General features: G+C 29.5%; 10 protein-coding genes, 2 tRNA genes, 2 rRNA genes, 1 other RNA gene and 3 pseudogenes. All 18 read left to right on the forward strand.

The genetic code is table 11. The features are described 5' to 3' along the window. Positions 1 to 706 (forward strand): 23S ribosomal RNA (locus OC698_RS01030); the annotation flags it as partial. 43 nt (positions 707 to 749) lie between these two features. Next, positions 750 to 863, forward strand: a 5S ribosomal RNA gene (gene rrf / locus OC698_RS01035). 12 nt (positions 864 to 875) lie between these two features. After that, positions 876 to 951 (forward strand) — tRNA-Val (locus tag OC698_RS01040). A 63-nt stretch (positions 952 to 1,014) separates the two neighbouring features. Then, a tRNA-Asn gene (locus tag OC698_RS01045) sits at positions 1,015 to 1,090 on the forward strand. A gap of 67 nt (positions 1,091 to 1,157) precedes the next feature. Beyond that, positions 1,158 to 3,335, forward strand: a complete 2,178-nt coding sequence (locus OC698_RS01050; protein ID WP_304512887.1) for a polyribonucleotide nucleotidyltransferase — start codon at positions 1,158 to 1,160, stop codon at positions 3,333 to 3,335. Positions 3,336 to 4,730: 1,395 nt separating this feature from the next. Then, positions 4,731 to 5,129, forward strand: an RNA gene (gene rnpB, locus OC698_RS01055) — RNase P RNA component class B. A gap of 136 nt (positions 5,130 to 5,265) precedes the next feature. Further along, positions 5,266 to 6,744 (forward strand): lysine--tRNA ligase, encoded by a 1,479-nt coding sequence (gene lysS / locus OC698_RS01060; protein WP_304512888.1) that lies wholly within the window; start codon positions 5,266 to 5,268, stop codon positions 6,742 to 6,744. A gap of 77 nt (positions 6,745 to 6,821) precedes the next feature. Further along, a complete protein-coding gene (locus tag OC698_RS01065) occupies positions 6,822 to 7,211 on the forward strand; it encodes a hypothetical protein (protein ID WP_304512889.1) in 390 nt (129 codons plus the stop codon). A gap of 107 nt (positions 7,212 to 7,318) precedes the next feature. Beyond that, on the forward strand, positions 7,319 to 10,042 hold the full coding sequence (locus tag OC698_RS01070) for a PHP domain-containing protein (RefSeq protein ID WP_304512890.1): 2,724 nt from the start codon (positions 7,319 to 7,321) through the stop codon (positions 10,040 to 10,042). Positions 10,043 to 10,074: 32 nt separating this feature from the next. Continuing rightward, positions 10,075 to 10,503: a hypothetical protein gene (locus tag OC698_RS01075; RefSeq protein WP_304512891.1), complete on the forward strand. Its 429-nt coding sequence runs from the start codon at positions 10,075 to 10,077 to the stop codon at positions 10,501 to 10,503. 60 nt (positions 10,504 to 10,563) lie between these two features. After that, complete coding sequence (locus OC698_RS01080) at positions 10,564 to 11,235, forward strand: hypothetical protein (protein ID WP_304512892.1); 672 nt, start codon at positions 10,564 to 10,566, stop codon at positions 11,233 to 11,235. 723 nt (positions 11,236 to 11,958) lie between these two features. Then, positions 11,959 to 13,662 (forward strand): annotated as a pseudogene (locus OC698_RS03295) (reverse transcriptase domain-containing protein). Between the two features lie 210 nt (positions 13,663 to 13,872). Further along, the gene (locus OC698_RS01105) at positions 13,873 to 14,358 is read left to right on the forward strand and encodes a GNAT family N-acetyltransferase (protein WP_304512897.1); all 486 of its coding nucleotides are present in this window, start codon (positions 13,873 to 13,875) and stop codon (positions 14,356 to 14,358) included. A 565-nt stretch (positions 14,359 to 14,923) separates the two neighbouring features. After that, positions 14,924 to 16,659, forward strand: a pseudogene (locus tag OC698_RS01110) (reverse transcriptase domain-containing protein). A gap of 174 nt (positions 16,660 to 16,833) precedes the next feature. Continuing rightward, positions 16,834 to 17,394 carry a nucleotidyl transferase family protein gene (locus OC698_RS01115; RefSeq protein ID WP_304512898.1) on the forward strand — a complete coding sequence of 187 codons (561 nt, stop codon included), beginning with the start codon at positions 16,834 to 16,836 and terminating at the stop codon, positions 17,392 to 17,394. Between the two features lie 113 nt (positions 17,395 to 17,507). Then, the gene (gene trhO, locus OC698_RS01120; protein ID WP_304512899.1) at positions 17,508 to 18,470 is read left to right on the forward strand and encodes an oxygen-dependent tRNA uridine(34) hydroxylase TrhO; all 963 of its coding nucleotides are present in this window, start codon (positions 17,508 to 17,510) and stop codon (positions 18,468 to 18,470) included. A 97-nt stretch (positions 18,471 to 18,567) separates the two neighbouring features. Next, positions 18,568 to 18,891 carry a 50S ribosomal protein L21 gene (rplU, locus tag OC698_RS01125; protein WP_304512900.1) on the forward strand — a complete coding sequence of 108 codons (324 nt, stop codon included), beginning with the start codon at positions 18,568 to 18,570 and terminating at the stop codon, positions 18,889 to 18,891. A 662-nt stretch (positions 18,892 to 19,553) separates the two neighbouring features. Further along, positions 19,554 to 21,211: pseudogene (locus OC698_RS03190) on the forward strand (reverse transcriptase domain-containing protein). The last annotated feature ends 73 nt before the right edge of the window (positions 21,212 to 21,284 follow it).

Raw genomic sequence — 21,284 nt, forward strand, 5'->3', positions numbered from 1 at the left:
TAAGATTTTTAGTTTCTAACCTGCATAAGTGGATTATGAGGGACAGTGTTTGGTGGGCAGTTTGACTGGGGCGGTCGCCTCCTAAAAAGTAACGGAGGCGTTCAAAGGTTCCCTCAAAATGGTCAGAAATCATTTTTAGAGCGTAAAGGTATAAGGGAGCTTGACTGTGAGACCTACAAGTCGAGCAGGGACGAAAGTCGGACTTAGTGATCTTGCGGTACCGAATGGAAGGGCCGTGACTCAACGGATAAAAGCTACCCTGGGGATAACAGCCTTATCGCCCCCGAGCGTTCACAGCGACGGGGCGGTTTGGGACCTCGATGTCGGCTCATCGCATCCTGGAGCTGGAGCAGGTTCCAAGGGTTGGGCTGTTCGCCCATTAAAGCGGTACGCGAGCTGGGTTCAGAACGTCGTGAGACAGTTCGGTCTCTATCCGTCGTGGGCGTTGGAAATTTGCGAGGAACTGTCCCTAGTATGAGAAGACCGGGATGGATATACCGCTGGTGCACCAGTTGGTTCGCCAGAGCCATAGCTGGGTAGCTAAGTATAGTTAGGATAAACACTGAAAGCATCTAAGTGTGAAGCCTCCCTCAAGATGAGATTTCCCTAAGAGATCCCTGAAAGACGATCAGGTTGATAGGCTAGAAGTGGAAGAGTAGTGATATTTGGAGCTGACTAGTACTAATAGATCCAACGACTTTGATGATAGCTGGAAAAAATAACTAGAATTTGCCTAGTTTTGAGAGATTCCGGGTGATTTAACACAGGGGTTCCACCTGTTCCCATCCCGAACACAGCAGTTAAGACCTGTGGTCCCCACAATAGTAATTTATTTGAATTGCCAAGATAGGGGTTTGCCCGGAATTATTTGTAGTAGAGAATTAGCTCAGCTGGGAGAGCATCTGCCTTACAAGCAGGAGGTCGGGGGTTCGATCCCCTCATTCTCTACCAAACCAAAAAAAACTTCCATATTATAATAGGTATAATAGAATTATTATAATAATTTATATTTGTGCCTATGTAGCTCAGTTGGTAGAGCATCTGACTGTTAATCAGAATGTCCTAGGTTCGATCCCTAGCATAGGCGCCATTTAAAATTTTTTTCAAAAGTAGTTTGTGATATTTTTCGCATTTATTTTAGAAAAAAGGGGATTTTCATGACTTTAAAAGTGTTTGAAACTACTTTTGAAAATAATTTACTTATTGTAGAGATTAATAAATTAGCTAAACAAGCTAATAGTTCTGTTTTAATTCGTTATAAAGATACTGTTTTATTGAGTGTTTTAGTTATCGGAAATAATGAAGTTTGTTTAGATTACTTACCTTTGATGATTTTTTATCAAGAAAAATTTTACGCAGCAGGAAAAATACCTGGAAATTTTTCAAAACGAGAAGGAAAACCTTCTGATGTAGGAATATTGAATGCTCGTTTGATAGATAGAACATTAAGACCTTTATTTAATAAAAATTTTAATAAAGAAATTCAAATCATAAATACTATTTTAAGCAATGATGATAGTTGTAATAATGAAATTTTTGGTATTTTAGGTAGTTCTTTGGCTGCTTTAATTTCTAATGTTCCTTTTTATAAAGCTGTTTCAGCGGTTTGTGTGGGTCGAGTGAATAATCAATTTATTATTAATCCTAATCCTCAACAAAAGAATATTTCTGATTTATGGTTAGTTTTAAGCGGAACTAAAGAAAAATTAAATATGATAGAAGTTAGTTCTAAAGAAATTTCAGAAAAAGATTTAATATCAGCTATGATATTTGGTCATAATTTTATTAAAAAATTATGTATTTTTCAGGAAGAAATTATAAATAATTTAAATATCATTAAAAATATTGATCTGACAAATAATTATGATATTAATTTATATAATAAATTTAAATTTAAATATTTTGAGATTGTAAAAAACACTTTACAAACAGAAATTAATGAAAAATTTATTAAAAAAAATTTTTCAGATACAATTAATAATCTTAAACATTTTATTTTGGAAAAATATATAGAAGATAAAGATTTTGCGATTGATAATGATATATTCCAGACTTTTATAGTTAGTTGTGAAAATCATAAATTAGAAAAAATAAAAAAACAATTTATGCATTTTTTTGATGATTTATTAACTGATATAATGAGAGAAATGGTTTTACAAGGAAAACGAAGAATTGATGGGCGAACTTTAAATAAAATTCGATCTATTGAAACTGAAGTAGGCATTTTGCCACGTACTCATGGATCAGCTATTTTTTCTCGTGGTGAAACTCAAAGTTTAGCAGTTGTGACTATTGGTGCTTTAAGTGAATGTAAATTGATAGATGATCTGAGCGAAGAAGATAAAGAATCTTTTATTGTTCATTATAATTCTCCGCCTTTTGCTGTAGGTTCTATAGGTAAATATATGATGCCTTCTAGAAGAGAAATTGGGCACGGTATGTTAACTAAAAAAGCTTTATCTCATGTACTTCCTATGGAAAAAGATTTTCCTTATACTATTAGAGTAGTATCAGAAATTTTAGAGTCTAATGGTTCATCTTCACAAGCAACTATTTGTGCAGCTTCTATGGCTTTGATGGATGCAGGAGTTCCTTTATTAAGACCTGTAGCAGGTTTAGCAATGGGATTATTTTTTTCTAGCGAAAATGATTATGTTATTTTAAGCGATATTCAAGGGTTAGAAGATCAAAAAGGTGATATGGATTTTAAAATCGCCGGAACTGTTCAAGGCATTACGGCCGCGCAAATGGATATTAAAATAGAAGGCATTAGTTTTGATATTTTACAAGAAGTTTTAGAAAAAGCTCGTTTGGGTAGAATAGAAATTTTAAAAAAAATGAATATGACTATTCAAAAACCTAGAGAGAATATGTCTGTTTATGTACCTAAAGTCAAGATGATTACTATTCCTGTAGATAAAATTCGCGATATTATTGGTGTTGGTGGTAAAATTATTAATCAAATTATTGATACTTATGATAATGTTAAAATTGATATTCAACAAAATGGCAATATATTTATTATGCATAATAGCGAAAATATTGTTAATCAAGTATCTAACTATATTTTAAATTTAGTAGATGAAATCAAAATAGGTAAAGTCTATGAAGTCACTGTTATGAAAATTTTATATGATAAAAAAAATGGTCATTCTTTTGCTGCTATAGTTCAGATTTTTCCTGGAATTGAAGGTTTTATTCATATTAGTAAATTATCAAATATTAAAGTTGAGTGTGTAGAGGATGTTGTTTCGGTAGGACAAAAAGTTTTAGCTAAATGTGTTTTTATAAATGAAAAAGGTAAAATTGATTTATCTTTAGTTTGGGACAAATAATTATTTTTAATAAATACTTAATTTTTAAAAAATTTGTTAAAATGATTATTGATAAGAATAATGGAAGGTGATCGAAGTTAGATTTTTTTAAAATTTAAAAATTTCTGATTTAGGAAAGTCCATGTTAGCACATAGGGCGCCAAAGAGGCCTAATTATCTTGTCATTTTACCAATGACCAGTGCGATAAACACTGAAAGGATAAGAACGGTTCCTAAAAGGAAACTCTTAGGAATTACAGCAGTTCTTAAAAGCGGATTGAGACGAAGTAGTTAGTCAAGATGATACCGCCACCGAATGGTTCCAAGGAAAAGCCTGTAATGGCCTAAGAAGATAAAAGAAGATGTAATTAACAAACCTGTTCGTAAACTACTATAAGCGGACAGTCCAGAATCTATCAATTTAGTATGTGGATTTGATAGTTTATTAATTAAAATCTGGAATTTCACCATTCATACAATGGTTACTTCTCCTAAAGAACCAAGGTAGATATTTAGAGCAACTTGGAGAATCCTAAAACTATGTAATTAAATTTACAAATCAGGATATGAAAGTCCTGATAGTCAAGGATAAAGAATCTTTTTAGTAGTCGGAGGAGTAAAACTTGATTTGGAATAATTAAGTTAATCGCCCTCCCAAGATGAAGGTTAACGACCTTTATAGGGCGAAAGAAGAAAGTAATTTATTGTTTATTTATTGAGACCGCGGAAGGTATAGGTAAAACCTATAAATGATTTTATGATTTTGAGTCATTAAAATCGAGGATTCTACGGACAATGAATGAGATTCATGACTAGTCTTTAAAACAATACCCATCAAAACAAGAACATATTTTTGTATGACAAGGAATTTAAGTTAACTAACTTACTTAAATTATCTAACCGAATATAGTTGTTTAAGGGGCGCTAGTAGGTAAATAAAAAAACCTTCATTGCTAGATTCCGAAGGAAGCTCAATCATCGACTAAGATGGGGGGATAAACAAAAGTTGAGTTATGGGATAACTTGTCCTAGAAAAGAATCAAAAGAATGAGAAACTATAAAGGTGAAATAACCGAAATAGTTATCAATCTGAATCTCTTCAAAGGACAAACGAAATTAACTAACAGTTTAACATTACAAAAATGCGAGGTTTGTTAGTTGGAAAATCAATCCCTTGAAATTCACCATATCGGAACCATTAGATACTCTAATTGGAGAAGCGCGGTGAACAAAAAAACTGTACTTTGTCAAGTTTGTCATAGCAAGAGGACCAACCAACAAATGAATGATATTATAATATTCGAAAAGAACACAAGGTCAAGAATAAGCATTTAACCAGTGGTGACACGAAATTAAACCCTGAAAAGGGATAAATTATGGAAAGCGGTGTGCTTGGAAACTTGCTCGCACCGTTTGGACGGGGGCTGTTTGTAATATTTGATAGGGAAATAAACCTTATTAAGGAAACGCAAATAATCTATCCGTATCTTGGGAAATGTATGTAGTGTTTGTGCTTAAGAAAAAAATAACTTAAGGCATTTAAATTTATTTAAATGACGGCTTTGAAGTTCTAAGAACTTATTTTATAAATTAATAAGTTTATGAATGTAAAAATAAAGTGCCACAGAGACGAATTGATTAGAAATAATCAAGTGAAACGCGGTAAACCCCTCAAGCTAGCAACCCAAAAAAAGGTAGGGGCATATAAAAGTTAATATTCCCTTTATAAGAAAAATTAATTTTTATACTATTTTAAAAATAGAGATAAATGATCACACTTATTAATTAAATAAGAACAGAACATGGCTTATGCACATTATTTTCTTATCATAAGAATCTTTTTTGCAAAAAAGATTCTTTTTTTATTTATATTTATTACAATCATTAATGAAAAAAATATAATAGTATAATAGTATAGGTTATGATTTATAAAGTAGGAGTTTTAAATTATATGAATAAAGAAGATATAACGGAACAAGAAGCGATTAGAAGAATTAAGTTAGATAATTTAAAGAGAAACAATATAGAGCCTTTTTGTAATAAATTTACAGAAACTAACTCAATTAATTCTTTATTGTTGAAATATAAATCTTGGACAGTTAATCAATTAGAACGAGATCAAATTTTAGTATCTGTGGCTGGTAGAATTATTTTAAAAAGGATACAAGGTAAAGCTGGTTTTGCTAATATACGTGATTTTGAATTTGATATACAAATTTATGTACGACGCGATAATATTACGGAAAAAGAGTTTCAAATTTATAGTTGGTCTGATTTGGGGGATATTATTGGTGTTACAGGTGTATTATTCAAAACTAATAAAGGGGAATTAACTATTAAAATTTTTAAATTGGTAATGTTAAGTAAAAGTTTAAGACCGTTGCCTGATAAATACAAAGGTTTACAAGATAAAGAAATAATGCGTAAAAAACGTTATTTAGATTTAATTGTTAATCAGCGATCTCGTAAAACTTTCGTTGATAGATCGAAAATTATTCGTTTTCTCAGAGATTTTTTTAATAATGAAAATTTTTTAGAGGTCGAAACCGCTGTATTAAATTCTTGTGTAGGCGGCGCTAATGCTAGACCTTTTGTTACTTATCATAATAGTTTATCCACTAATTTTTATTTAAGAATTGCTACAGAAATTTCTTTAAAAAAATTAATTGTTGGTGGTATGAAAGCTATTTATGAAATAGGCAAAGTATTTCGTAATGAAGGTATTGATGCTAGTCATAATCCCGAATTTACAACTATAGAAGCTTATTTAGCTTATGCCGATATGAATATTATGATGTCTTTGGTAGAAAAATGTTTAAAAGATATTTGTTATAAACTTTTAGGTAAATTAGAATTTAATTATCAAGGGAATTTGATTAAATTTGATCATTTTTATAAATATGATATGATAGAAATTATTAAACAAAAAACTAATATTGATTTTAATAAGAATATATCTTTATCATCATGTCAAGAGTTGGCTCGAAAACATAATATTTCTTTGGAAGATTTTTATGAAAAAGGTCATATTATAGTTGCTTTTTTTGAAAAATTTGTAGAACCAGATTTGATTCAACCTACTTTTATTTTTAATTATCCTATAGAGGTAAGCCCTTTGGCTCAAGTAAATCCGCAAAATCCACAATTAACTGAAAGATTTGAATTATTTGTGGCTGGTAAGGAATTGGTAAATGCCTTTAGCGAATTAAATGATCCTATTGAACAAAGAAAACGTTTTGAAGAACAAATATTGCAAAAAACATTAGGTAATGATGAAGCTCATGAATTAGATGAAGATTTTATAGAAGCTTTAGAATATGGAATGCCTCCTACTGGCGGTTTAGGTATAGGAATAGATCGTTTAATAATGTTATTAACTGATAATTCTAATATTCGTGATGTGATTTTATTTCCTCATTTAAAAAAATAATATAGGATTTATCGTAATATTATAATTCATTAATTATTAATTTGTTGTTTTATTTTATTTGCAAAGGTTTGATAATAATGAAAAATTTATTTTTATTTTGTAAAATAAAAAAATTATTTTTATATTTTTTACAGATTATAAATCATTCTCAGATTTATTCTAATATTTATTACGATAATATGGATAATATTTATATTATTAAATTAGCTGATAAAATTATAGAAAAATTTTCATTATCAGAAATTACAATTAATATTGAATTTTTACAAGAACATTTATTATATTATCTTCAAGAACAAGAATCTTTTTTCCCTACCCAAGAATATAATTTGTATATGATTATAATATTTTTGGAATCTTTTTATTTTGCTGAATTTCAAATACTAAATAATGATGAAAATACCAATATTTTGGATTTTTTTGAAACAGAGTATGATAAACGAAATTTAAAAAAAGTTTTGAATTAAAAATTTTTAATTTTGCAGTTGAGGATTTTATATTTTAATTTTAATATATAAGTTATTTTAGATTGAATATAATTGGTTATTGTAAGTAAGAGAGTGTTTTATTTTTTATGACGGGAGTTTTTTATTTACAAAGTTTTTATAGTATTAAAAAAAGTGTTCATTCTGTAGAATCTTTGGTTAAAAAAGCTTTTGAAAGTAAATATAATTTTGTCGCTTTAAGTGATTTTGAAAATTTATATGGAATGATGCAATTAATTAATTTTTGTCACCAATATAATATTAAACCTATTATAGGTGCGCAAATTTATATTTACTTTGATCTTTTGAAATATCGTGATGTTAAAATTAGTTTTTTGATTTATGCTTTTGATAATAATGGTATTAACAATTTAATTAAAATTTTAAATTTTATCGAATTAAATAGTAAAATTACTTTAACAGAATTTCAAAAATTTCGAGATGGTATTTTTGGTATTTTATCTAATTTAGATTTTATTTTATGTGATATTTTAAAAGATAAAATTATAGATCTGACTAATTATGAAAATGAAAATTTTATTTTGGAAACTTTTCGATATTTTAAAATAAATATTAACCATTTATTTTTTGGATTTTCTTTGCAATCTTTTTTATTACAAGATTATGCTGGTTTTTTTTTGAAGATAGTTAAAAAATTAAATTTAAAAGTAGTTTTAGTTAATAAGACTAATTATTTGTCTTCAGAAGAAAAATTAATTTATGAATATTTATGTAAAATAAGTAATTATCAAAATGATAATCGAAAATTTATTAATTTTAATCACAACAATGAACAAATGGAGTTAGATGTTAAATTTATTGATCAAAAAAAAATTCAAGAACGTTATCAACTTTATAATCTTAATGATTATGAATTATTTCTTGATTTAGAAACATTTTTATCAACGATTAAATATAATTTTGTTTTTCCTTCGGCCGTATGTTCGTTTAAAAATGATTTATCTTGTGATAAGTTTGAATATTTACAAACAAAAGCTAATATTTTTTTAACAAGTTATTTGCAAAAAAATATAAATTTAGAAAAACATATTTTTTATATTCAGCAATTGCAAAAAGAATTAATGTTAATTAATCAAATGCATTATGTTGATTATTTTTTGATTGTTTTTGACTTAATACAATATGCTAAAAATCAAAAAATTTTGATAGGTCCCGGAAGAGGTTCTTCGGTTGGTTCTTTGTTATGTTATTGTTTAGGAATTACTGAGATTGATCCTTTGAAATATAATTTAATTTTTGAGAGATTTTTGAATTTTAAAAGAACGACTGTTCCTGATATAGATATAGATGTTCCTGACAATCAAGTTGTTACACTAATGCAATATCTTGTAGATAAATATGGAATGGAACATATCGCTAATTTAATTACTTTTCAAAAATATTCCGAAAATTCGTTTCGTCTAGATTTAGAGTTTCTTCAACAAAATGGTATTGAAATGGATATAAAGTCCATTTGTTCTGAATTTTCATCTATTATTAAAGGGATTCCTAGATTAGTTGGTACTCATCCTTCGGGAGTAGTTTTTACTAAAGCAGATTTGTCTCAACATTTACCTATTCAAAAAAATTCTAATAATTCTGTGATATTATATCGTTTGCAATTCGATCATAAACAGTTAGAAAAATTAGGTTTTATTAAATTAGATTTGTTAAAGTTACGAAATCTTTTTTTAATTAATAAAATTTTAAATTTGATTGAACAAAAAGGCAAAATTAAAATTAATTTAGCCAATATAGCGTTCAACGACGTTAATACTTATAATATATTGCAACAAGGAAATACAAAATATATTTTTCAATTAGAATCTGTTTCTGCTATGAAAGTGATAAAACTTATTAAACCTAAAACCTTTGAAGATTTGATTGTTGTTTTATCTTTTAATAGACCTGGTGCTATAAAATTTGTAGATCTTTATATAAACAATAGAATTAATAAAAAAGTAAATTTTACTGGTATAGATGTTGTAGACAATATATTACGTGATACTTATGGTATTGTTTTATATCAAGAACAAATAATGAGAATAGCTTCAGAATTTTCAGGTTATGATTTGGGTCAAGCAGATTTATTTATGAGACAAATTATGGCTAAATCTTCTGAAGATAGTAATGTTAATTTAAAAAAAAGATTTATAGATCAAAGCGTTCTATATCGAAGAACAGCAGAATCAGCTAGTAAAGTTTATGATTATATTTCAAAATTTTCTAATTATATTTTTAATAAAAGTCACGGTGCAGCTTATGCTTTGATTAGTTACAGAATGGCTTATTTGAAAGCTAATTATTTGCTTTATTTTGGAATGGTTTATTTAGAAGAAGATCCTTATGATTATGTAACCATTCAACAATGGTTATCACAAATAAAAAAATATATAAAAATTCAAAAACCTAATATTTTATATAGCAATATTAGTAGTTGTCTAATTTTGGATGATAAACTTTTTTTACCTTTAAATTTTATTAAAGATATGAATTTAGAAATGTGTAAGATTTTGATACAAGAGCGTTCTATAAAAAAATTTGAAAATTTTTATGATTTTAAAATGAGATTAAGGGAAGTTTTAAATAAGGAATTATTGCAAAAATTGATTTTTGCTGGAGCATTAGATAATGCATTCGATTTAACTCGTGTACAAATGCTTCAAGATTGTGATTTGGATTATATAGAACATAGTCAATATTTAACTAATTTTTGTAAAAAAAAATCGAAAGATAATAAGTATAATCAAGATATTTTAAATTATAAGTTCCAAAATTCTTTTAAATTAAAATTAGATATGGTAGATGAATAATAATTTTAGCAAATAGGAGGTAATAATCAATTTTGTTTAATAATAAGTGTGATGTTGTTTGGGCATATTTAATAGATAGTAAATTTTGGCAAAAAAAATGGGTTATTATTTTATTTTATATCTTAAATATTTTAAGTTTTTTATTAATTATTTCTTGGAAGTTAAATAATAGAACTGTTTACATAAATAATCAAATCAATTTTTCTAATGTTTTTGATAGTCATCGAATATATCAATATCAAATTAATGATCCTCAAGAATTAGAAGAAACTATTATTTATTTAAAATCTATGTTCATTTTTATTATTCAGGGTATTTTTGTTTTTAGTTCGAAAAAAGGATTTTTAGGAATTACTTTAGGTACTTTTGTAGGAGCGTTTGTAGGTTTAGGATTAGCCATGGTTTATCCATCGATTATTTATTTATTAGAATTAATTTATAAAGGGATTTTTAAAATTTAAAGGAAATAATATTTAAATTACAATAATTTAAGAAATTAATTTTGTAATTAATATTTTTTTATGTTTATGCGATTATCTAATAATTTTATATTACGTAAAGTTGTCTTAGTAAGTTATTTTCTTTCTTTAGCTATTTTTATAGATTTATTTAGCGAATTTTTAACTCCTTTTTTATTTTTACCTTTAGGTGGTCGAATATTTAAATTTTCTTTGATTATTTTCTGTTTATCAGGTATTTATAATAATTTTTTAACACATTTATTAATTTGTAGTTTATATGCAGTTTTTCATTTAATAAAAAGTTATAATTTTTTATTATCTTTAAATCAATTATTTTTATTTACTAGAATTCAATTATTTTTGTCTTGCATTTTTGATTATATTGTGCCTGATTTATTATTGAGTTTAGTTGGGGTTTTTATCAATAAAAAAACATTTATTACCGAAAATAAAAAAAATATTTTTTCGGGTCTATTATTAGTATATTTTTTGAGAAGTTGTTGTTTTTTTATTTCGAGTTATTGGGTTTACGCTCATATGCAATTATCTTTAGTTAATGTTTGGTATAATTGGTTATTTAATTTATTGCATTTTCAAAATTTAAATGAAAAAATATGGTTAATTTGTTTCACTTATTGTTTCATTGTTTTTATTTTTAATTTTATTTTCATCAATATCTTTTTGTTTTTGATTTTATCCAAAATTACTTCTTTTTTTGATAAATATTTATAAAATTTTCTTTTTTTAATGTTAAAATAATTAGTATAGTTAAATTAAATTTCTTTTATTATTTATGTTATGAATTGATTTTTAGTGTTGATTAATTTTTTGATTTAATTTAATCAATATTTATATTGAAGAGGTGAGGGCGCCAAAGAGGCCTGAATTTCGCGTTATCTAACCAATAGCCAGGGCCGATAAACCCTGAAAGGAGATGGTCGGTCTAGTAAACGAAAGAATGCTGGATTATAGCAGACCATAAAAGCGGGTTGCGACAAAAGCAAATTAGTCAAGACGACCCCGCCACCGAATAATTCTATGGATAAGCCTGAAATGGCCTAAGAAGGAAATTGATGTAATTTCAAAACCTGTTTGGAAGTTGCTTAAACGGACAGTCCAGAGTCTACTAGTATATTTCACCTGTACTGGGTAGTTTATCATGTAACGAAAATCTGGAGTCAATCTTGCTAAAGAGGATACTTCCCCTAAAGAATTAAGGTCGAAATTTATGGTAACTTGGAGAATCCTAAAACCAAGTAATTAAGTTTACTAATCCGGAAATAAAAGCCCGGACGGTCAAGGATAAAGAATCTTCTCAGTAGTCGTAAAGGTAAACCTAAATTTGGAATAATTTAGTGAATCGTCTTACCAAGAAGAGAGTTAATGACTCTTATAGGGCGAAAGAAGAAAGTAATTTACTATTTATTCAATGGCATCAAGGAAGGGGTTGATATTATGTCAACAACGGTTTTATCAGAAACTAAACTTTCGCGAACATTGGATAAAATTCAATATTGTTCATCAAACGGTTACTCTTTAAAAAGAGAACTCCAGCTGGGAATGAATAATTTTTATAATACGTTGAAGAATCGCGGCCAACAAAGGAGCGGGTATCCCCGGAATTGATGATGAAACCATTAATGGTATTAATTTAGAGACGCTAGAGAGATACCATTAGGAATACGTCAACAATGGTTACCGCCCCCCAAACCAGTTAAAAGAATTCTCATTCCTAATGATAATAAAAGAACCAGACCCTTGGGTTTTACCCATCATCAAAAATCGGCTAATACAAAAATGTCTCGAACAACTCTTAACTCCCTGTTTTGAAAATATTTTTTTAGCATGGAGCTTGGGATTTAGAACCACAAAATCTTGTCATGACGCCATCAAACGTGTCAAACAAAGATTCATAGGAATTGATTACAAAATCAAAAAATTGACTTAAAAGGTTACTTTGATACGATCAATCATGAAATTCTCATGAGAACCTTAAATCAGTTCATCAGAAAGAATAAAACCCTATAAATTAATTAACAAATGGTTAAAAGCTGGGTTCATTAAGGATGGTATCAAATACGAATCTTTATCAGATTCTCCCCAAGGAGGGATTATTTCCCCTTTGATGGCGAATGTATATTTACATTACATCGACCTTAAAATGGCTGAACTGATCAAAGAAGGAAAACCAATTTGGAAGAATAATCCAGGGTATGGGAAGGCATGGTCTATCTAAAAACCAACACCACAAACTGGAGTTTGATATTCTTATCAACCTAAATCCAAAACCAAGATTTGAATATATCCGTTACGCTGATGATTTTATCATTGGCGTCAAAGGAGAATTCAACAAAGCCGAAAGGATTAAAAATCAAGTCATGCAATGGCTGGAGCAAGATTTACAACTCAAGGTCAGTAAGGATAAATCAAGAATTGTGAAAGCCAACAAAGGGATAAGGTTTTTTATCCTACATGATTAAGGTAAACCCCACCAGTAAAAACCGCAAAGAGAAGATCATACGGAATTCCTTAAACGCAGCGTCCAAATCCAAGTTCCCAAAGCGAAATCCGAAAAATATAGATATGAATACAATTGGTTAAAAGAGGGAAAGATGAGACACGATGAAACATTAGCAAATAGGGACGAGTTAGAAATAATTAGGACCTATAAAACAATTGTTAGAGAAATTAATCTAATATTTTTGTTTAGCTAACAATCTAGGTGTTTTTTAATTCATCTAAATTATCTAGTTGAAGATAGCTGTTTGGAAATACTGGCAAAGACACGAAAAACGTAAATTGCCAGAGTTCGAAAGAAATTTAAAATTGGTTCAACTTGGGCTATTCCTTATCTTAATAAAGAAAAATCCAATTTGCACCATGGGGTTGTCTACTCTTGGGATAAAATTAAAAAAAATGTGTAACTAAAAGAAAAACCTGGATATTATCATTAATAGATTTAGAATCCAAGGTCGTACGCATCTAACTGACCGTTTGAAAGTGGAACGTTGTGAGAACTGCGACAAAACAACCCAACTTCAAATTCATCATATCGGGACAATTCGCAACGCGAATCGCCAAAGGATCATGAATAAAAGAACTAAAGTATTGTGTAAGGATTGTCATCTGAAGATAACCAATCAACAAATAAATACATGATATTAGGAAAACGAGAACGATAAGAATAAATAGCTAACCAACCGCGAGGGGAAATTAGTTCTCGCAAGAGAGTAAATTATGGAAAGCGGTGTGCTTGGAAACTTGCTCGCACCGTTTGGACGGGGGCTGATTAGTAAATAAAACAGCAAATACAAATAGCTGCATAAAACGCAATTAATCTATCCGTATAAAATTATTTGTTATTATCAAATGCCGCAAATTGTTCATGAAGGAGAAACCCATGAAATTGCATCTATTAAACAATTATTATTTCGAAATGGTTTAATAAATGATTTAGTTCATGAATATGTTATAATTAAAGACTTAAATGATAAATTAATTGGAGTAGTTGGTCGATATTATAATAATATTAGATGTTTATCGATTGATCCTGAATATCAAGGTTATAATTTGGCTAATTTATTAATTAGTTTTATTATTAAAAGAATTTATAAAGAAAATTTTAATGAAATTTTTGTTTTTACAAAACCTATGAATTTTACTATTTTTAAAAAATTAGGTTTTAAAATGATTTATTGCGATGAAGAATTTGGTTTTTTTACCAATAGATATGATTATTTTGAAGAATATTTGGTTTATTTATCAGAAATACATAAAAAAAATAATTTATCTAATTCGAATAATATATCTGCTATCATTATGAATGCTAATCCTTGGGCGCCAAAAGCAGCCTAAATTTCGCGCTATTTAACCAATAGCCAGGGTCGATAAACCCTGAAAGGATATGGTCGGTTTGGCAGACGAAAGAATGCCAATCTACAGCAGACCATAAAAGCGGGTTGCGATGAAAGCAAATTAGTCAAGATGACTCCGCTACCGAATAATTCGATGGAGAAGCCTGAAATGGCCTAAGAAGGAAAATTGATGTAATAGCATGACCTGTCTCGGAAGTTGCTGAAACGGACAGTCCAGAGTCTACTAATATAAAAAGGATGTATTGAGTAGTTTATCAAAGAAACCTGGAATTAGCCTCTCAAAGAGGATACTTCCCCTAAGGAATTAAGGTCGAAATTTAGAGTAACTTGGAGAATCCTAAAACGAAGTAATTAAGTTTACTAATCCGGAAATAAAAGCCCGGATGTCAAGGATAAAGAATCTTTTTAGTAGTCGTAAGGGTAAACCTAAATTTGGAACAATTTAGTCAATCGTCTTACCAAGAAGAGAGTTAATCACTCTTATAGGGCAAAGGAAGAAAGTAATTTATTATTTATTCAATGGTATCAAGAAAGGGGTTGATATTATGTCAACAACGGTTTCACTAGAAACTAAACTTTCGCGAACATTGAAGAGAATTCAATATCGTTCATCAAACGGTTACTCTTTAAAAAGAGAACTCCAGCAGGGAATGAATAATTTTTATAACACGTTAACAGCATTTAATAAAATTGCTGCTAACAAAGGGGCGGGAACACCGGGGATCGACAATGAAACCATTAATGGAATTAATCTAGGAAAACTAGAAAGATACCATCAGGAATACGTCAATAATGGTTATAATCCCAAACCAGTTAAAAGAATTCTCATTCCTAATGATAATAAAGGTACTAGACCCCTAGGATTACCTACTATCAAGGACCGGTTGATACAAAAATGTCTCGAACAACTTTTGACTCCCTATTTTGAAAATATCTTTTCAGAATGGAGCTTGGGATTTAGAACCAAAAAATCCTGCCATGATGCGATCAAACGCGTCAAACAAAGATTTAAAGGAATTGACTACATCGTCAAAATCGACTTAAAAGGCTACTTTGATACCATCAATCATGAGATTCTCATGAGAACCTTAAACCGGTTTATCAGAAAGAATAAAGTTCTCTCAACCATTAACAAATGGTTGAAAGCTGGTTTCATGAAGGACGATATCAAGTATGAATCCTTATCTGGATCTCCTCAAGGAGGAATCATTTCCCCCCCTTATTAGCCAATGTATATTTACATGACATCGACCTTAAAATGGAGGAACTGATTAAAGAAGGAAAGCCGATTAGGAAGAACAACCCAGAATATAGGAAAGCATGGCTTAAAAACCAGCACCATCAACTGGGGATTGATAGGTATATCAATTTAAACCCAAAGACAAGAGTCGAATACATCCGCTACGCTGATGATTTTATCATTGGTGTGAAAGGCGAGTATGACCAAGCCGAAAGGATTAAGAATCAAGTAACGCAATGGCTAGAGCAAGATTTAAAACTTACTATCAGTAAGAATAAGTCAAAGATTGTTAAAGCCAGTAAAGGAACTAGGTTTCTATCCTACTTGATTAAGGTTAAACCAACCAATAAAACTCGTGAAAGGAAAACTTCAAAGAATTCCTTCAACGGAAAAGTTCAAATCCAGATTCCCCAAGCGAAAGCCAAAGAATACGGACATGAATATAATTGGTTAAAAGAGGGAAAGGTGAAACACGACGAAACATTAGCGGACCGAGACGAATTAGAAATAATTCGAACCTATCAAACAATCGTTAGAGGAATTATCCAATACTTTTGCTTAGCTAACAATCTCGGTGTTTTAATCTATCTAAACTATCTAGCTGAAGATAGCTGTTTGAAAATATTGGCAAGAAAATGGAAAACATCGATTGCCAGAGTTCGAAAGAAACTTAATATAGGTTCAACTTGGGCTATTCCTTATCTTAATAAAGGGAAAATCCAATATGAACCGTGGGCTGTCTACTCTTGGGATAAAATTAAAAAAATGCGTAATTACAAGGGAAACCCGGACATTGCCATTAATAGATTTTTATTCTAAGGTCGTAAGCACCTAACTGACCGTTTGAAAGCGGAACGTTTTGAGAACTGCGACAAAACAACCCAACTTCAAATTCATCACATTGGGACAGTTCGCAACGCGAACCACCAGAGTGTCATGAATAAAAGTACCAAGGTATTATGTAAAGATTGTCATCGCAAGATAACCAATCAACAAATACATGATATTAAAAGAATAAGAACGATAAGAATAAATAGCTAATTAACTGCGAGGGGAAATTAGTTCTCGCAAGAGAGTAAATTATGGAAAGCCGGATGCTTGGAAACTTGCTTGTCCGGTTTGGACGGGGGCTGATTGTAAATAAAACGGCAAATACAAATCGTCGCATAAAACGCAATTAATCTATTCGTATTTACCAAAGGTCATCACTATTTAGTGAAAAAAGCATCTAATAATAGTGATTTTGTTTATATTATTATGGTTAAAGAAGATATATCTTTATTTTCTTATGAACAACGTAAAGAAATGGTAAAATTAGCTACAAAAGACATACCAAATGTTTTTGTTGTAGAAGGTAGTAATTATTTAGTTTCTAGAAATGTTTTCCCTTCTTATTTTTTGTCATCTCCTGAACAAGTAATTCGTTCTCAAATTATTTTAGACACAAATATTTTTGCTAATTATATAGCTTGTAAATTAGGTATTAAAACGCGTTATGTAGGGGAGGAACCGTTTTCTTATACTACTAATTTATATAATACAATAATGAAAGAAATTTTGTTTAAATTTTCAATAGAATTAGTTATTTTGCCTCGGTTGATTCAGGATTTTAAACCTATTTCAGCAACACAAGTGCGTAAGTTATTTATCCAGGGAAATTTTAAAGATATGAAGAAATTAGTCCCTATAACTACTTTAAAATTTTTGCAAAAATTAAATTACAAAAAATATGCTCAAAATCCTGAACTTTCTAAATTGATTGATAAAAGTTTTTAACTTTTCTGGATTAAAGTATTTTGGTTAGTTACAAATTAAACAATTTAAAGTAAGTTATTATTTTACGCATATACTTGTATTTTTTTAAAAATAAAGGAATTATTTAATATATTATGGTATCCAATAAAAATCAAATGGACAAAAATCTTTATCAAGTAATTTTATTTTATAATTATAGTTATATTAAAAATCCTCAAATTTTATGTAATCTTCATAAAATATTTTGTATTAAAAATAAATTATTAGGTAGAATTATTATTTCGGAAGAAGGTATTAATGGTACTTTGTCAGGATTAACAATAGATATTAATTCTTATATGCAATTTTTATTACAAGATTCTTGTTTTGCTAATACTGCGTTTAAAATAGATTCAGTTAATGGCCATGTTTTTCCTAAACTTTCAGTAAAATATAAAAAAGAAATAGTATCTTTAAAATTAAAACATGATCTTTTTCCTAAAAATAGTTGTTATTTAGAACCTAAAGAATTTTATAATTTATCTCAAAAATCTGATATTATTTTATTAGATGCTCGTAATAATTATGAAACAAAGTTAGGGCATTTTTTAAACGCTATTTTGCCTGATATTAATAATTTTCGAGAATTACCTGCTTGGATAGATAAAAATTTAGATTTTTTTAAAAATAAAAAGGTTTTAACTTATTGCACTGGAGGGGTAAGATGTGAAAAATTATCTATTTATTTAAAAAATAAAGGGATATCTGAAGTTTTTCAATTAAAAGGGGGAATTATCAATTATAGTCAAGATGAAACACTTCAGGGCGAAAGATTCCAGGGTAGTCTTTATGTTTTTGATAAAAGAATTGTTGTTAAAGCGAATAAAAAAAAACATACTATTATAGGAAAAGATTTTTTCGATCAGACTCCTTGTGAAAGATATATTAATTGTGCTAATCCTGAATGTAATAAACAAATTTTATGTAGTTTAGCTAATGAAATAAAATATTCAGGTAGTTGTTGTCTTCGTTGTAGACAACATGTTAATAATCGTTTTAATCGCGAAAATTATAAAAAAATTAATTCGAATAGAAATGATGGTGTAATAATTTGCTGATTAAAAAAGATGTGATTATTTATTTAATTATGTTATTTTATTTAAAATAATAATATTATTTTGGTTAAAATCGATTTAAGAAAGAAAGAGGTTATTTATGGATAAATTTGCTATTGTGGCTAATGGTAATAAACAATTCCAAGTTACTTTAAATCAAGAAATTTTTACAGATAAATTATCAGTACAACCTGAAGAAGTTTATGTTTTTCGCAAGGTTTTAGCTATCTATTCGGAAGGTAACTCTATTTCGGGAAATCCTTGTATTGAAGGAGCTACAGTAGAAGCTAAAGTTATTAAGCAAGGTAAATCAAAAAAAATTATTGTAGCAACTTATAAAAGACGCAAAAAGTATCGTTGCAAAAAAGGACATAGACAGTTATACACGAAACTTTTAATTACTAATATTAATTTACCTAAATAATTATTTTATTAATTATATGATTGAATGTTTTATAAAATATAATAACGAAATTATTACTTCTATTATTGGGGCGCCAAAGAGGCCTAAATTTCGTGCTATTTAACCAATAGCCAGAGCCGATAAGCTTTGAAAGGATATGGTCGGTTTAGCAAACGAAAGAATGCTGAATTATAGCAGACCGTAAAAGCGGGTTGCGACGAAAGCAAATTAGTCAAGATGACTCCGCCACCGAATAATTCTACGGAGAAGCCTGCAACGGCCTAAGAAGGAAAATTGATGTAATTAGAAGAACCTATCCTGGAAGTTGCTTAAACGGATAGTCCAGAGTCTACTAGTATAAACAGTAAGTACTGAGTAGTTTATCAGATAAAGGAAACCTGGAATCAGCCTCCCAAAAGAGGGTACTTCACCTAAGGAATTAAGGTAGAAATTTAGCGTAACTTGGAGAATCCTAAAACTAAGTAATTAAATTTACTAATCCGGGGATAAAAGTCTGGATGGTCAAGGATAAAGCATCTTCTTAGTAGTCGTAAGGGTAAACCTAAATTTGGAATAATTTAGTTAATCGTCTTACTGTGAAGAGAGTTAATCACTCTTATAGGGCGAAAGAAGAAAGTAATTTACTATTTATTCAATGGTATCAAGGAAGGGGTTGATATATGATATCAACAACGGTTTCACTAGAAACTAAACTTTCACGAACATTGAAGAGAATTCAATATCGTTCATCAAATGGTTATTCTTTAAAAAGAGAATTACAGCAAGGAATGAATAACTTTTATAATACGCTGAAGAATTGCCACTAACAAAGGGGCGGGCACACCAGGTGTTGACAATGAAACCATTGATGGGGTTAATCTAGAGAGACTAGAAAGATACCATCAGGAATACGTTAATAATGGTTATAACAAAACCAGTTAAAAGAATTCTCATTCCTAATGATAATAAAAGAACCAGACCCTTGGTACCCATCATCAAAAATCGGCTAATATAAAAATGTCTCGAACAACTCTTAACTCCCTATTTTGAAAATATTTTTTCAGCATGGAGCTTGGGATTTAGAACCAAAAAATCTTGTCACGATGCCATCAAACGCGTCAAACAAAGATTTCAAGAAATTGCTTACATTGTCAAAAATCGACTTAAAAGGCTACTTTGATACGATCAATCATGAAATTTCAATGGGAACCTTAAAACAATTCATCAGAAAGAATAAAACTCTGTCAACCATTAACAAATGGTTGGAAGCCGGTTTCATGAAAGACGATCTCAAATACGAATCTTTATCAGGTTCTCCTCAAGGAGAGATTATTTCTCCCTTGCTGGCGAATGTATATTTACACGACATCGATCTGAAAATGGAAGAACTGATTAAAGAAGGAAAGCCAATTAAGAAAAGCAACCCAGAATATGAGAGAGCATGGCTTAAAAAACCATCACCATAGACTGGAAATTGATAGTTCTCTCAACCTAAATCCAAAAACAAGAGTTGATTACATCCGTTACGCTGATGATTTTATTATTGGTGTTAAAGGCGAGTATGACAAAGCTGAAGGGACTAAGAATCAAGTAACGCAATGGCTAGAACAAGATTTGAAACTTATCATTAGTAAGAATAAGTCAAAGATTGTTAAAGTCAGCAAAGGAACTAGGTTTCTATCCTACATGATTAAGGTAAACCCCACCAATAAAACTCGTAAAGAAAAAGCCACAAAGAATTCCTTAAATGGCAAAGTCCTAATCCAAATTCCCCAAGCGAAAGCCGAAGAATATGGAGACGAATATAATTGGTTAAAAAAGGGAAAGGCGAAACACGACGAAACATTAGTGAAGAGAGATGAATTGGAAACATTCCGGACCTATCGAATAATTGTTAGAGTAAATTATCCAATACTTTTGTTTAGCTAACAATCTCGGTGTTTTAACCCATCTGAATTATCTATCTGAAGATAGCTTTTTGAAAACACTGGCAAGAAAATGGAAAACATCGATTGCCAGAGTTCGAAAGAAACTTAATACAGGCTCAACTTGGAGTATTCCTTATCTTAATAAAGGAAAAGCCCAATATGAATCGTGGATTAAGAGATTTAGATTCCAAGGTCGTACGCATCTAACTGACCGTCTAAAAGCCGAACGTTGTGAGAATTGCGACAGAACAACCCAATTCCAAATTCATCACATTGGGACAATTCGCAACGCGAATCGCCAAAGGATCATGAATAAAAGTACCAAGGTATTGTGTAAAGATTGTCATCGTAAAATAACTAATCAACAAATACATGATATCAGGAAAATAAGAACAATAAGAATAAATAGCTAATCAACCGTGAGGGGAAATTAGTTCTCGCAAGAGAGTAAATTAGGGAAAGCCGGATGCTTGGAAACTTGCTTGT

This window comes from Candidatus Phytoplasma gossypii (assembly GCF_030586975.1).
GTDB lineage: Bacteria > Bacillota_I > Bacilli_A > Acholeplasmatales > Acholeplasmataceae > Phytoplasma > Phytoplasma citri.